Here is a 13,803-nt window from a genome sequence, read left to right on the forward strand (position 1 = left end):
TTCCCCGTGCGGCCTGGATCGCCCCGAGTGGTTCGCCCGGGAAATGGAGACGATTTTCGCGCACGAATGGGTGATGATCGGGCGACTGGCCGATCTGCCCGCCGGCACCATGCGCGGAACCAGGGTGGGAGAGGCCCCGGTTCTGCTGGCGCGGGCGCCTGACGGCAGCGTCTCGGCCTTTCACAACAGCTGTCGCCATCGCGGGTCTGAACTGTGTCGCGAGGGGGAAGAGCGGTCCTTCAGCAAGCTGATCACCTGCCCCTATCACGCCTGGGCCTATGCCGCCAAAGACGGGCGACTTGTCTCGACCGCCCATGCCGTGCCAACCTCGGATTTCCGCAAGGAAGACCACGCGCTGAAGCCGGTCGCCGTGCAGATCTGGAACGGCTTCATCTTCCTGAACCTCGCCTCCGATCCCGGCCCGCTGACTGCCGATATGCCGCTGGAAACCTATGACAACTGGCCAATGGCGGGGATTGTCACCGGGCATCGCTGGGTCTCGGACCTCGACTGCAACTGGAAGGCATTCTGGGAGAATTACTCGGAATGCCTCCACTGCCCCGGCATCCATCCCGAACTCTGCGACATGGTGCCGGTCTATCGCCAGGGCATCATGGGCGCCAACGAAGCGCGGGACTGGGCACCCGATCAGCCCACCGGCCCGAACCTCAAAGCAGGGGCCGAAAGCTGGACACCTTCGGGCGCGCCTTGCGGGCCGGTCTTTCCCGGGCTGACACCTGAGGAACGCGCGCGCGGCTATACCTTCGTCACCCTCTGGCCCTCGACCTATATCGTCGCGCATGTCGATTATGTCCGCGCCGTGCGGCTGGAGCCGGTCTCGCCCACCCGCACGAGGCTGGTGGCGGAGTGGTATTTCCTGCCCGAAACACTGGCACAGCCCGGCTTTGACGCCGCCACCATCGCGGCTTTCGCGAAACTGGTGATGGAGCAGGACGGCGCCGCGTCCGAGATGAACCAGCGCGGCATTGCCTCGCCATCGTTCACGCGCGGCACGCTGATGCCCGAAGAATATGAGATCCACCGTTTCCACCAATGGGTGCTGGCGGCCATGGCGACCGGCGGCAAGAGGGGGGCTGCATGACCATATTTCCCGATACTCCGCTGCGCTCTGACCCGATCCCGACAGGCTGGGACCGGCGCGGATTGCCCGCCTGGACCTATCATTCCCAGGCCCTGTTCGATCTGGAACGTGAAGAGATTTTTCTGACCCACTGGCAGGTCGCGGGCCATATCTCCGACATCCCGGCACCGGGCGACTGGCTCTCCTTTGACCTTCTGGGCGAGCGTGCAGTGATCATCCGGGGCCAGGATGGCGAGATCCGCGCCTTCATGAACCTCTGCCGCCATCGCGGCGCGCGGGTGGTGGATGGCGCGCAGGGCAAGTGCAGGGGCGCGCTGGTCTGCCCCTTCCATGGCTGGGTCTATAACCTTGACGGCACGCTTCGCGGCGTCTCGCGCCCCGAAACCTTCGGCGATGGCCTGGACAAATCTGCCTTCGGGCTGAAACCGCTGGAGCTTGAGATTTTCGCAGGCTTCCTCTTCCTGCGCTTTCGCCCCGGGCCTCAGCCGGCGGTGCGCGACCTCCTTGCGCCCTATGCGCCCGATTTCACCGCCTGGAGCGGCGAGAGGCTGATGCCGCTCGATATCTCCGGCTGGTGGGCGGAGCTTGCAGTGAACTGGAAATCGGTGCGCGATGTGGACAATGAGGGCTATCACGTCGCCCTCGCCCATCCGTCTTTGCAGGATCTGTACGGCCGCGATTATCGCGACCTGTACCTGCCAGGCGGCCTGCATGTCAGCTACGGCTTTTACGGCGACCGCCCGGGCCGGAGCTGGTCGGTTAGGAACTATGTCAGGCATTCGCCGCAGCGCGCAGATCTGCCGCCACATCTGCAACGGAACTGGGCCTATTACGGCCTTTTTCCCAATACGGTGATCGCCTTCACGCCGGAAAGCGCACAATTCTACCATGACCTGCCGCTGTCACCGGGCAAAACGCTCCTGACCGGCCGCCAGTATCGCCTGGCCGATGAAGACCGCCAGACCCGCGTCGCCCGCTATCTCGCGCAGCGGATCGACCGCGACACCTCGGCCGAAGATCAGCAGCTGTCGATCTGGTCGAACGAATCAATGCGGTCTGAAAATTTCGAAGGCTTCCACCTCTCGGACCTCGAATACGGGTTGCGCCGCCATCATGATCAGCTGCGCCGCCTGCTTCCGGTGATGTCCCGCAGCGCCGCACCCGCAGAGGGTGAAATGCGCGCCCTGAACAAGGATTTGCTTTGTGCAAAGGCAGGGCGGGCTTAGGCTTTCTTAAAAATCAGACAATAAAACGCCAGGGAGACTAAGATGAAGCTGACCCGTCGCCACGCACTTACCGCCCTTTCCGGTTCCGTTCTTGCCGGACCGCTGTCTGCGCCCTTCATCCGCCCGGCCCGCGCGAGCGCAGGCTCGGTCAATGTCTATAACTGGTCGGATTACATCGGTGAGACCACAATTGCCGATTTCGAGGCCGAAACCGGAATCTCGGTCACCTATGACCTTTATGCCAGCGCCGAAGAGGTGGATGCCAAAATGCTGGTCAGCGGCACCGGATATGACCTCGTTTTGCAATCGGGCATGTCCTATCCGCGTATGGTGGCGGCTGGTGTCTATCAGAAACTCGACCGCTCCAAATTGCCGGGATGGAGCAATCTAGACCCCGACATCCTGAAAATCATCGAAGATTACGATCCCGGGCAGGTCCATGGCGTCCCCTATATGTGGGGATCGGTCGGTATGGCCTACAATATGCAGATGGTACGCGCGCGGCTGCCGGATGCTGATCTGAACAGCCTTGATGTTCTGTTCAAGCCCGGGAATGCGTCGAAACTGGCCGATTGCGGCATCTCGGTTCTCGATAGCCCAAGCGATGCCGGCTATATGATGCTGAAATATCTGGGCCTCGACCCCAATACTGCCGGCCCCGCCGAATATGCGAAAATGACCGAGGCTTTTGCGCCGATCCGGAAATATATTACCACATTTGACAATGCGAATTACCTCAACGCGATCCCAAATGGCGAACTCTGTGTGATCAATTCCTGGTCCGGTGATTACGCTGTCGCCAAGGCTCGCGCCGCCGAAGCCGGGATCGAAATGGAGCTGGCCTATTTCGTTCCCGAAACCGGCGCGCCGGCCTGGTTCGATCTCTGGGGCATTCCGGCCGATGCGCCGAATGTGGAAAATGCCTACATATTGCTCGATTATCTGTTGCGGCCCGAAGTGGCGGCGGCCTGCACCAATTTCACCGGCTATGCCAATGCCAATAAGGCGGCGACGCCGCTGGTCGATCCCGCAATCGCCGGCGACCCGGCGATCTATCCCGATGCCGAGACCCTCTCGCGCCTCTTCACCACGCGCCCGATGACCGAAGACCAGGAGCGCGACCTGAACCGAGCCTGGCAGACGATCAAGAGTGGCAGTTGAGGCGAGGCCCGTCATGTCAGAGCCCGTCATGTCGGAAAATGCCCCTTTCATCCGTATCGAGGGCGTCACCAAACGCTTTGGCCAGTTCGAGGCGGTACGTGACGTAAATCTGACCATTGGCAAGGGCGAGATCTTCGCCCTGCTCGGCGGCTCCGGCTGCGGCAAGACCACGCTTCTTCGGATGCTGGCGGGCTTCGAGACCCCGACAGCGGGGCGGATCTTCATCGACGGCCAGGATATGGCCGATACGCCGCCCTGGGATCGCCCGGTCCATATGATGTTCCAGAGCTACGCAATCTTTCCGCATATGAGCGTCGAAAAGAACATCGCCTATGGGCTGAAGCACGAAAAGATGACCGCCGCGCGGCGTGCCGCCCGGGTCGAAGAGATGCTGGCCCTGGTGCAGCTGACGCCTTTTGCCAAAAGGAAACCGCATCAGATTTCCGGCGGACAACGCCAGCGCGTGGCACTGGCGCGCGCGCTGGCGCGGCAGCCCAAGGTGCTTTTGCTGGACGAGCCACTCGCAGCGCTCGACAAGAAACTGCGCGAACATACCCAGTTCGAACTGATGTCGATCCAGCAGAATACCGGCGTCACCTTTGTCGTGGTGACCCATGATCAGGAAGAGGCGATGACCCTCGCCGACCGTATCGCGGTGATGGATAAGGGCGAGGTCAAACAGGTCGGTCCGGCGAACCAGATTTACGAATACCCCAATTCCCGCTTTGTTGCCGGCTTTATCGGCGCGATCTCGACCTATCCGGCCCGCGTCATCCGCCTGACCGGCGATCTCACCGAGATCGACATCCCCGCCATGGGCGGCACCTTTGCGGCCCGATCCCTCCCCGGCCTGACCGAGGGCCAGACCGTCACCGTAGCCCTGCGCCCCGAGAAAGTCTCCATCTCGAAAACCTGCCCCGATGCCGTCAATGTGGTCGAAGGTCAGGTGAAAGACCTCGCCTATTTCGGCAAGGACAGCCTCTACCGGGTGATCCTGCCGGGGGGCGATCTGATCTCGGTCCATACGGTCAATGCGCGGCGCGCCTCGGAATCCGGCCGCCCCGCCGACTGGGATGACCGCGTCTGGCTGTCCTTCGAGCCTGCCTCAGCCATCCTCCTGACGGATTGACGCTATGCGAAAAGCCGCCCCCTTCCTCCTGACACAAATACTCCCGGGGGTGCGGGGGCAGGCAGCCCCCGCCGCGAGCCCCAGAACACGAGGCCTGCCATGAAATCCCTCGCCTCCTGGTTCCACCGCCGCGGCTGGCGCGATCTGATCATCGGCATCCCCTATCTCTGGCTGATCGTCTTCTTCCTGATCCCCTTCCTCATCGTCGTGGCGATGAGCCTCGCGACCCGCACCCCCACCGCGCCGCCCTTTGGCTATGGCGGCGAGAACCCGATCCTTAATTTTGACGGCTATGCGCGGCTTTTCACCGAGACCCTCTATATCCGCGCCTTTATCACCTCGCTGATAAATGCCGCCGTCGCCACGGCGATCTGCCTGATCATCGGCTATCCGATGGCGCTCGGCCTCACCCGGGTTTCGAAATCCTGGCGCAATATTCTTCTGATGCTGGTGATCCTGCCCTTCTGGACCTCGTTCCTGCTGCGCGTCTACGCCTGGATGGGGATGATGGGGCGGAACTCCTGGTTCAACGGGCTCCTGACCGACATCTGGAATCTCCTCACCCCGCAATCTTACGCGCTGACCTCGATCCCGATGATGAACAGCAATTTCGCGGTGGTTCTCGTCATGGTCTATTGCTACCTGCCCTTCATGATCCTGCCGCTTTACGCCAATCTCGAACGGCTCGATCCGGTGCTGGACGAGGCCGCGATGGATCTCGGCTCAAGGCCTTTCCAGGTCTTCCGCGATGTCACCCTGCCGCAATCGATACCGGGCATCATCGCGGGCGCCATGCTCGTCTTCATCCCGGCAGCGGGAGAGCTGGTGATCCCCGCCCTCGTCGGCAACCCCTCTTCGCCGATGATCGGCCGCATCATCTCGGATGAATTCGCGCAGGTCAGGGACTGGCCCATGGCCTCGACCGTCGCCGTGGCGCTTCTGATCCTGATGGTCGGGCCGACCATGCTTTATTCCCGCTATCAGCAAAAAGCCGAGGGCCGGGCGGAGGAGCGCCCATGACCCGCCGCCCCGTCTTTCTGATCACCGTGATGTGCTTTGGGTTCGCCTTTTTCTACATCCCGATCCTCTCGATGATCATCTATTCCTTCAACGAAAGCCGGCTGGTGACGGTCTGGGGCGGATTCTCAATCAAATGGTATGTCTCGCTGTTTTCCAATCGCCAGATCGGCGCCGCGCTCTGGCTCTCGTTGCAGATCGCCCTGATCTCGGCCTCGGTCGCGACGGTGCTTGGCGCCATGGCCGGGATCACGCTGGCGCGGTTTCGCAAATTCCGGGGCCGCACCGCGTTTTCCGGCATGGTCACAGCACCGCTGATCATGCCCGAGGTGATCACCGGCATCTCGCTGCTGATCTTCTTCACGCTGCTTGCGAACTGGATCGGCTGGCCGGGGCAGCGCGGTTTCACCACGATCACGCTGGCGCATATCACCTTCTCGATGGTGTTCGTCACCACCGTGGTCCATTCGCGGATGATCCAGATGGACCGCTCGATCGAAGAGGCCGCGATGGATCTTGGGGCCCGTCCCTGGCAGGTGCTGAAGGACGTGACACTGCCGGTGATCTCGCCCGCGCTGCTGTCGGGCTGGCTGCTGGCCTTCACCATCTCGCTTGATGATGTGGTGATCACCACCTTCGTGATGGGGCCGGGATCGACCACGCTTCCCTTGCTGATCTGGTCCAAGGTCAAGCTGGGCGTCACGCCCGATATCAACGCACTCGCCACGCTGATCGTGGTGATTGTGGGGATCTGCGTTGCCATTGCCGGCTGGCTGATGAGCCGGGCCGAAAGGCGGCGCCTCGCCGAAGAACGCCTCGCTTACCGGAGCAACGGATGACGGATCTCAGAACCGGCGCGCTATGGCTTGCCCTGGCTGAGCCCGCCGGCCCGCCCGGCTCCGGGCGTCGCCGCTACGGCGCGGCGATGGCGCTCCACGCAGCCGGCGCGCTGAGCACCGCCCAGCTCGAGGCTTACCGCGAGGCGGCCACCGCCGATGCCGTCGAGCCATTCCGCGTCATGGCGGATCGCGGGCTCGCGCCACCCGCCGCGCCCGCGCCCGATGCCGCCGCCCGCCTCGCGCATCTCATGGCCGAGACAGACCGCTGCCTTGCCGCCCTTTCCGGCCCGGGGATTGCCGAGACCCGAACGCTTCTCGCCCCCGCCCTGCTGCAAAAGCCAGACCCACGCCCCGGGCGCGCAAACCTGGTGGTCGAAACCCATATGGATACCGCATTGGAGGCCGCAAAAACCATCGACCCGACACTGGCCGCCGCCATCGCCGCCGCGACGGGGGATCTGACCTGGATCACCTATGACGCCTATCCGCCCGATCAGATCGGGCCGCATTTTGCCTCTTCCCACGCCTTCTGCTCACTGATCGGCGCAGCCGCGCCCTGGACAGCCAGCGATTTCGACCTTGGCCTCTTCCTCGTCGCGCCTGGCATTCTCTACCGCGATCATGCCCATCCGCGCCCGAGCTTTACCTGCCGCTCACCGGCCCGCATCGCTGGCGTTTCACCCCTGACGGAGTCTTCCGCACGCTTCCCGCGCTGCAGCCGGTCTGGAACCCGGCGTTAAAGCCGCATGCGACCCTGACCGGGGCCCTGCCCTTCCTCAGCCTCTTCGCCTGGACCCGCGATGTCGACCAGCCTGCCCATGTGCTGCCGGCCAGCGACTGGAGCCTTTATGAGTGACCACCTCCTGATCAATGGCCACATCCATACGATGGACCCGGCTTTGCCGCAGGCGCGCGCGATCCTGATCCGCGACGGCATTATCGCAGCCGTCGGAGGCGATGACATCGCCGCCCTCGCCCACCCCGAGCACGGATCACCGACCTTGGCGGGCGGCTCGTCCTGCCCGGGTTTCAGGATGCCCATACCCATCTCCTCTCCGGCGGCACCGATCTCGCCACCGCTGCACAGCTTTACGAGGCCGAAGACCTCGCTACGCTGGCACAGCTGATCCGCAGCCATGCCGCAGCTCATCCCGACCTGCCTTTGCTGGTTGGTGCCGGCTGGCAGCCGGGGATTTTCGGCGACCATAACCTCACCGCCGCCTGGCTTGACCCGCTGACCGGTTCCCGCCCGGCGCTGATCTATGATTCCAGCTTCCACTCCGCCTGTTTCAACTCTGCCGCACTGGAGATCGCCGGGATCACCGATGACACAAACGATCCGCCCAATGGCCATATCCTGCGGGATGCGACCGGCCAGGCCACCGGCATGTTGCATGAAGAAGCGATCCCCTGGGCGCTGGAACGCCTGCCCGGCTTCACCGATGACCAGCTGTTGGCCGGGCTGATGGCAGGCCAGGCCCATGCCAATCGCCATGGCATCACCGGCGTGATCGACGCCAAAATCACCGCGATCGAGGCGCGGATCTATGCCCGTGCCGCGCGCGAAAACCTCCTCACCCTGCGCGTCGCCGGGGCGGCCCATGTCTCCGAGGCCGATACTCCGGAAACCGCAGTGGCACGGCTGAGCGCATTGCGCGCCGCCCATCCGGGTCCGGATTTCCACATCAATGCCGCGAAGTTTTTCATGGACGGCGTGTTCGAGAACCGAACCGCCGCCTGCCTCGTCCCCTATGCCGATGCAGAGGGCGGCAATGCACCCTGCATGTTCCGCCATGATCAGACGCTGGCGCTGATGACAGCACTGGATGCCGCGCGCTTTCAGATCCATGTCCATGTGATTGGCGATGCCGCCTGCGCCCGCGCGCTGGACGGGCTGGAGGCAGCGCTGGCCGCCAATGGTCCCTGGCCCGCCTGCCACCAGATCACTCATCTGCAACTGGTGGCCCCCGCCGATTTCCCCCGCCTCGCGCGGCTCGCAATGGCGAATATTCAGCCGCTCTGGGCGCGATTCGACCCGAAGATCCCCGATATCGCGCTCGACATGATCGGGCCCGCGCGCCTGCCGCAGACCTATGCGTTTCGCGACATGGTGAATCTGGGAGCCAGTTTCGCCATGTCGTCGGACTGGCCGGTCTCGACCCTGAACCCGTTCGAGATCATCGAAACCGCCATTACCCGCCAGGCGCGCGCCCATGATCATCCCGGCCCGCCCTTCCTGCCTGCTCAGGCGCTCAGTGTGACCGAATGTGTAGCGGGCTATACGATTAACGCCGCCCGCGCCTCCTGGCGTGACGGCTATAGCGGCCGGCTCTCTCCGGGTTTTTCTGCCGATCTGATCGTGACGGATCTGGATATTTTCAGCTGTGCGCCCGCGCGGATTTCTGCCACCCGCGTCCTTCTGACCCTGTTCCGGGGACAGGAGGTCTGGCGCGATCCTTCTCTGCGCTGAAAGAACAGATCCCGCATAAACCCATTCTAAACGCTCTGGCTTGCACAATGCCCCTGATTTTCAGCAAGGGCCGGCAGGCATGTATCCGCTCCATCTCTTCCTCCGGCTCGAAACCGGCACCGGGCGTGACGACTGGCTGCTCCTCAGCGTGGCAGCGGCGGCGCTTACAACCTTTATAGGCATCTGGCTGAGTTCGGGCGGCGCCGATCAGGTCACGCTCGGTCTGCGCGGCGTCATCTCGGATGCGGTGTATGAAATCGGCCGCGAGGAAGGGCCAGTGCCCGACCTGCCGCCAGGAGGGGAGGAAATACCGTGAAAGTCAGGATTCTGATGCTTATCCTGTTTGGCATCCTGCTCTCTGTGGCCGCGGGTTTCGGGACGTTTCAGTATTCGCGCGCGCTGGAAACGGAACTCGCCACCGCCAGGGTCAGCCTGCGCGCCTTTGGTGACACCGTGCTGGTGCCGGTACCGGCCCGCGACCTCGCCCCGGGCAGTATCCTCAGCCAGGAAGATTTCCTGCCGGTCAGGATGCCGGGCAGCTTCCTTCCGGCCAATGTGTTGCAAAAGCTCCCTCCCCCGAGTGAGGGCGGCCTTATCGCGCTGGCCGCAATGCGTCAGGGGGCGCTCGTCCTGAATGGCGATATTGCCACATCTGCCGGGGGCCCTGATTACGGGTTTATTCTCTCCGGCGATGCCAGGGCCATCGCCATCAAGGCACAAAATCTGCTGGATTTTATTGATCGGCTGAAACCGGGTGATCCCGTCGACCTGTTATGGACCCGCAATATCGGTGGCGGCACGACTGAGACGCGGATGATCGGCTCGGCCCTGCGGATCCTCACGCTTCCGGGCAACAGCGGCGAGGGGCCGCTGGCCGATAAAATGATGCTCGAAGGCGCCTCGCAGGACGCGATGCGTGTGGTGGAGGCATCGTCTTCAGGCGTGTTCAGCATCCTGCCCGCAGCGCGCAAGCTGAGTCTTGAGCACGAAGAATTTGTGGTTGGCCCGGCCGATCTGGCAACTTTGCCACTGGTGGTACGCGAGGGACAGACCGACGGGATCGCGCAGGTCTCGGCCCGCGCAAGGTGCCAGACAGCCATCGTGCGTGGCGGAGCACGGTCGGTGATGGATGTGCCATGCTGACAGAGGATCCTGCCCCAACAGCTGAAGACGACGCGCCGCTCAGGATCTGTGCGATCTGCGACGGGTTCGATGCGCTTTTACGGATGTCGGCCTGGCTTGTGCATCTGCCGGCGAATGCCATCCGTTCCGATCTGAGCCTGACCGAGGCGCTGGATATGCTGCATCAACCAGAAGCGCAGGATTTCGACCAGATCATCCTCGCCCCGGATACCGGCAAATCGGTTGCGCCAAAACTGGTGACCGGTGTTTTGCAGGCTGCGGCCAGCCTCAATTGTGAACTTGCGTTGCTGCTGCCACCCGGCGCGAGGCTGACCCTGCCACAAATCCCCGAGATGCAAATCCATTACGGTCCCCCCTTCGCCCCGCCAGATCGTCGCGCTGAACACGAAGCTGACCTTCCAGGCATCGCGCGCGATGAAACCTTACCCTCGCCAGATTCGGCCCGACGCCCGGATGAGGTTGCGCCCCAGACCGGCAGAACCCTGGTGAGCCGCCTGTTGCGCCGGCAGTCGGTGAATGCCGCGCCGCAGATCAAGGCATTCACCGCGCCCGAGCTGCCGCAGCACCCTTGCCGAATTCTGGCCTTTCAGCCGGTTGCCGGCGGCGTCGGCGCCACTACGATAGTGGTCAACCTTGCGATCGAGCTCTCTCGCCTGTCTCCGCCTTCGGAAATTTGTCTGATTGACCTCAATCCGCAATTCGGAAACGTCGGCACCTATCTTGATCTGCCGGCAAATTCGCGGGTGACCGACGCCTATCGGCAGCTTTCGGCGCTGGACTACGACTCCTTTCAGTCCTGTCTGCTGCGTCATTCTGACCATCTGCGGGTCTTCACAGCCCCTGCGGAAATCCTGCCGGTCGATGGGATTTCAGAACGGGATCTGCGCCGCATTCTCGCGCTTGCCCGCGACAGTGCCGATCTGATCCTTCTCGATCTGCCACATCTGATCACCGACTGGAGCGGAACCGCCTGGGCCGAGGCTGACGCCATTTTCACCACCAGCCGGGCCGATGTGCGCTCGGCCCAGAATATGGCGCGGCTGCTCGCCCTGCTGCGGTCCGAAAGACTCGCCGATGGCCGGCTCTTTCATCTGCTGAACATGGTGCCGGCCCGACCCGATGCGGGCTGGACCGCCTCGCGAAACGGGTTTGAAACCGGCCTCGGCGCAGGATTCTTCCGCCTTCTGCCCGATGGCGGCCATGAGGTCGGGGCGGCCTGCAATTCCGGCACTCCCCTGTGGCGGGCGGCTCCTGACAATCCGCTGCGCAAGGTGATCCTCGGTCTTGGTGAACTCCTGGCGCCAAAGATCGGGCGCCGTCATCTGAATGAAACGGGAACCGCCTGATGTTCGACAAATTCCGCCAGAGCAAATTCGGCGAGGCCACGCCGGTCGCCGCACAGAATCTTCCCCTGCCAGGGACGGCCGAAGCCGAGCCCATCCCCTCGACTGACGTTTCTACAGCCAGGCAACGGCGCCGGAAGCTTGCTGAAATCCGGCAGCAGGCACATCAGCAACTGTTGGAAATCCTGAACCTTTCCGCGCTGGTGCAGGCCTCTGAGGCCGATATTAAGGCCGAGATCGCTACGGTCCTCAAAGCGCTGATTCCATCGCAAAGTGTGGCCGTCAGCCGCTCGGAACGGGATGGGCTGGTCGAAGACCTCTATTATGAGGTGATGGGCCTTGGCCCGCTTGAGATCCTGATCAATGATGAGACGGTTTCCGACATTCTGATCAATGGGCCGGAACAGGTTTTCGTAGAACAAGGTGGTCTGCTCGAGATCACCGATGTGCAATTCCAGGATGAGGCGCATCTGCGGCGCATCCTGCAAAAGATTGTCGGCATGGCGGGCCGGCGGCTCGACGAATCGACGCCCTATGTCGATTCCCGTCTGCCTGACGGGTCGCGGCTCAATGCGGTCATCGCGCCGATCGCGCTGGGCGGCACGCTGGTTTCGATCCGCAAGTTCCGCAAAGACAAGCTGAGCCTTGAACAACTGACCTTTCTCGGCGCCATGAGCGATAAGATGGCCATATACCTGCGTGCCGCCGTCGCCTGCCGGCTGAATATCGTGATCTCGGGCGGCACGGGATCGGGGAAAACCACGCTGATGAACGCGCTTTCGGCCTTTATTGGCAAGCGGGAGCGGATCATCACCGTCGAAGACACCGCCGAGTTGCAATTGCAGCAGGCGCATATCGGCCGGATGGAAAGCCGGCCCGCGAATATCGAAGGCAAAGGCGCCATCACCCAGCGGGATTGTCTGAGGAATGCCCTGCGGATGCGCCCCGACCGGATCATCGTGGGCGAGACCCGCGGCGATGAGGTGATCGACATGCTGCAGGCAATGAATACCGGTCATGATGGCTCGATGACCACGATCCACGCCAACTCCGCCCGTGACGCCACCAGCCGGCTGGAAAACATGGTCGCGATGTCGGGCGTTGAGATCCCGCTCGGCGCGTTGCGGCGCCAGGTCGCAAGCGCGGTCAATCTGATCGTGCAGGTCAACCGGCTGCAAGACGGCAGCCGCAAAGTGACCTCCATCACAGAAGTCACCGGCTGCGAAGGCGAGGTTATGACCATGCAGGAGCTGTTCTTCTTTGAGCATACCGGCGTCACCCCGGATGGCAGGGTCGAGGGCGATTACGGCACGTCAGGGGTGCGCTCGGCCTGGTCCGACCGCTTCCGACGCTGGGGGATTTCCCTTCCCCCGACCTCTACGGGGTATGACCATGTCGCTTTCCCTGACCTTCGGCCTGATCCTGACCCTCGGCTGCGGCCTCCTCCTGCTGGCCCTGTGGCAGATCTCGGAGCTTGGCCCACGGCGCAGGCGGCTTATGGCGATCCGGCGTTTCTCGGGGCAGGTCCGCAGCGAGGACCCGCTGCTGGAAGCGGCCGATGCCATCGCACTCCGCCGGGACGGGTTGCACAAAAGCTGGCTGGGCCTGTCTGGTGCGGCCGCCGGCGGGCGGGCAGATGTGCTGCCCCGCCATCTCGCCCTGATCCTCGTCCTCACGGTTACCACGGTTGTGACATTGCTGGCGCATGTCATCCTTGGACTCGGGCTCGCGATCGGGGTTGCCTGCGGCCTGATCCTCGCCGTGACCATCTGGATCCTGCAGGTCCGGCGTCTGATCCACCGTCGCGCCCTGGCCATCGAGGAAGCCCTTCCCGAAGCTATGGATCTGATCGTGCGTTCGCTCAGGGTGGGCCAGCCGGTGGGTCCGGCCGTTCAGACCGCCGGGAAAGAGCTCAGCGGCCCGATTGCGGAAGAGTTCTCTGAAACCTCGGCGCGGATCAGCTATGGCCAGGAACCGGTGAGCGCATTGCGCGACATGGCAAACAGAACGGACTGTCAGGGCCTGCGCTTTTTCGCGGCGGCAGTTGCGATCCAGTCCAACACCGGCGGTAATCTCGCCGAAGTGCTGGACCGGCTCGCCGCCATCGCGCGCGGGCGACAGCAATTGCACCGCAAGGTGCGCTCCATCACCTCGGAAGCGAAATGGTCCGGGCGGTTTCTGTCTTTTTTCCCGCTGGGCGCAACGGGGATGCTTCTTATGGTAAACCCTGATTATTTCTCGGAAATATCTGACAAACCTTTCTTTTTGCCAATGCTGGGCCTGGTGGGGACTTTGCTCTTTCTCAACATTCTCTTCATGCGCTGGCTGGTCAAAGTGGAATGACACGGCAGTTCAGAAATCTGGCAGGCGGAT

Annotated in this window: 13 protein-coding genes and 1 pseudogene; all 14 read left to right on the forward strand. The window is 63.0% G+C overall.

Going from position 1 to position 13,803, the window contains the following annotated elements; all coding sequences use genetic code 11:
* Nucleotides 1–43 precede the first annotated feature (43 nt).
* The 14 genes and pseudogenes from QNO18_RS02550 to QNO18_RS02615 all read left to right on the forward strand — a co-directional run bounded on the left by QNO18_RS02550 (nucleotide 44) and on the right by QNO18_RS02615 (nucleotide 13,773).
* On the forward strand, nucleotides 44–1,102 hold the full coding sequence (locus QNO18_RS02550; protein ID WP_283176398.1) for an aromatic ring-hydroxylating dioxygenase subunit alpha: 1,059 nt from the start codon (nucleotides 44–46) through the stop codon (nucleotides 1,100–1,102).
* Entirely contained in the window at nucleotides 1,099–2,328 is a 1,230-nt protein-coding gene (locus QNO18_RS02555) for an aromatic ring-hydroxylating dioxygenase subunit alpha (protein ID WP_283176399.1), read from the forward strand. The genes QNO18_RS02550 and QNO18_RS02555 overlap by 4 nt, the downstream gene beginning before the upstream one ends.
* 42 nt (nucleotides 2,329–2,370) lie before the next feature.
* On the forward strand, nucleotides 2,371–3,489 hold the full coding sequence (locus tag QNO18_RS02560; RefSeq protein ID WP_283176400.1) for a polyamine ABC transporter substrate-binding protein: 1,119 nt from the start codon (nucleotides 2,371–2,373) through the stop codon (nucleotides 3,487–3,489).
* Between the two features lie 13 nt (nucleotides 3,490–3,502).
* A complete protein-coding gene (locus QNO18_RS02565; protein ID WP_283176401.1) occupies nucleotides 3,503–4,618 on the forward strand; it encodes an ABC transporter ATP-binding protein in 1,116 nt (371 codons plus the stop codon).
* A gap of 99 nt (nucleotides 4,619–4,717) precedes the next feature.
* A complete protein-coding gene (locus QNO18_RS02570; RefSeq protein WP_283176402.1) occupies nucleotides 4,718–5,638 on the forward strand; it encodes an ABC transporter permease subunit in 921 nt (306 codons plus the stop codon).
* Nucleotides 5,635–6,474, forward strand: a complete 840-nt coding sequence (locus QNO18_RS02575) for an ABC transporter permease subunit (protein ID WP_283176403.1) — start codon at nucleotides 5,635–5,637, stop codon at nucleotides 6,472–6,474. Before QNO18_RS02570 ends, QNO18_RS02575 begins: the two co-directional genes overlap by 4 nt.
* Nucleotides 6,471–7,214: a dimethylsulfonioproprionate lyase family protein gene (locus QNO18_RS02580; protein WP_283176404.1), complete on the forward strand. Its 744-nt coding sequence runs from the start codon at nucleotides 6,471–6,473 to the stop codon at nucleotides 7,212–7,214. Before QNO18_RS02575 ends, QNO18_RS02580 begins: the two co-directional genes overlap by 4 nt.
* Before the next feature lie 108 nt (nucleotides 7,215–7,322).
* A complete protein-coding gene (locus tag QNO18_RS02585; RefSeq protein WP_283176405.1) occupies nucleotides 7,323–7,601 on the forward strand; it encodes a hypothetical protein in 279 nt (92 codons plus the stop codon).
* Nucleotides 7,493–8,944, forward strand: coding sequence for an amidohydrolase (locus tag QNO18_RS02590; protein WP_283178727.1), 1,452 nt, complete (start codon nucleotides 7,493–7,495; stop codon nucleotides 8,942–8,944). Before QNO18_RS02585 ends, QNO18_RS02590 begins: the two co-directional genes overlap by 109 nt.
* Nucleotides 8,945–9,023: 79 nt before the next feature.
* Nucleotides 9,024–9,260 carry a hypothetical protein gene (locus QNO18_RS02595; protein WP_283176406.1) on the forward strand — a complete coding sequence of 79 codons (237 nt, stop codon included), beginning with the start codon at nucleotides 9,024–9,026 and terminating at the stop codon, nucleotides 9,258–9,260.
* Nucleotides 9,257–10,087: a hypothetical protein gene (locus QNO18_RS02600; protein WP_283176407.1), complete on the forward strand. Its 831-nt coding sequence runs from the start codon at nucleotides 9,257–9,259 to the stop codon at nucleotides 10,085–10,087. Before QNO18_RS02595 ends, QNO18_RS02600 begins: the two co-directional genes overlap by 4 nt.
* Nucleotides 10,081–11,433, forward strand: a complete 1,353-nt coding sequence (locus QNO18_RS02605) for an AAA family ATPase (protein ID WP_283176408.1) — start codon at nucleotides 10,081–10,083, stop codon at nucleotides 11,431–11,433. Before QNO18_RS02600 ends, QNO18_RS02605 begins: the two co-directional genes overlap by 7 nt.
* Nucleotides 11,433–12,827, forward strand: a pseudogene (locus tag QNO18_RS02610) (CpaF family protein); the annotation flags it as partial. The gene QNO18_RS02605 and the pseudogene QNO18_RS02610, both read left to right, overlap by 1 nt.
* Before the next feature lie 442 nt (nucleotides 12,828–13,269).
* Nucleotides 13,270–13,773, forward strand: coding sequence for a type II secretion system F family protein (locus tag QNO18_RS02615; protein ID WP_283176409.1), 504 nt, complete (start codon nucleotides 13,270–13,272; stop codon nucleotides 13,771–13,773).
* Nucleotides 13,774–13,803 lie beyond the last annotated feature (30 nt).

It is taken from the genome of Gemmobacter sp. 24YEA27, assembly GCF_030052995.1.
Lineage (GTDB): Bacteria > Pseudomonadota > Alphaproteobacteria > Rhodobacterales > Rhodobacteraceae > Pseudogemmobacter.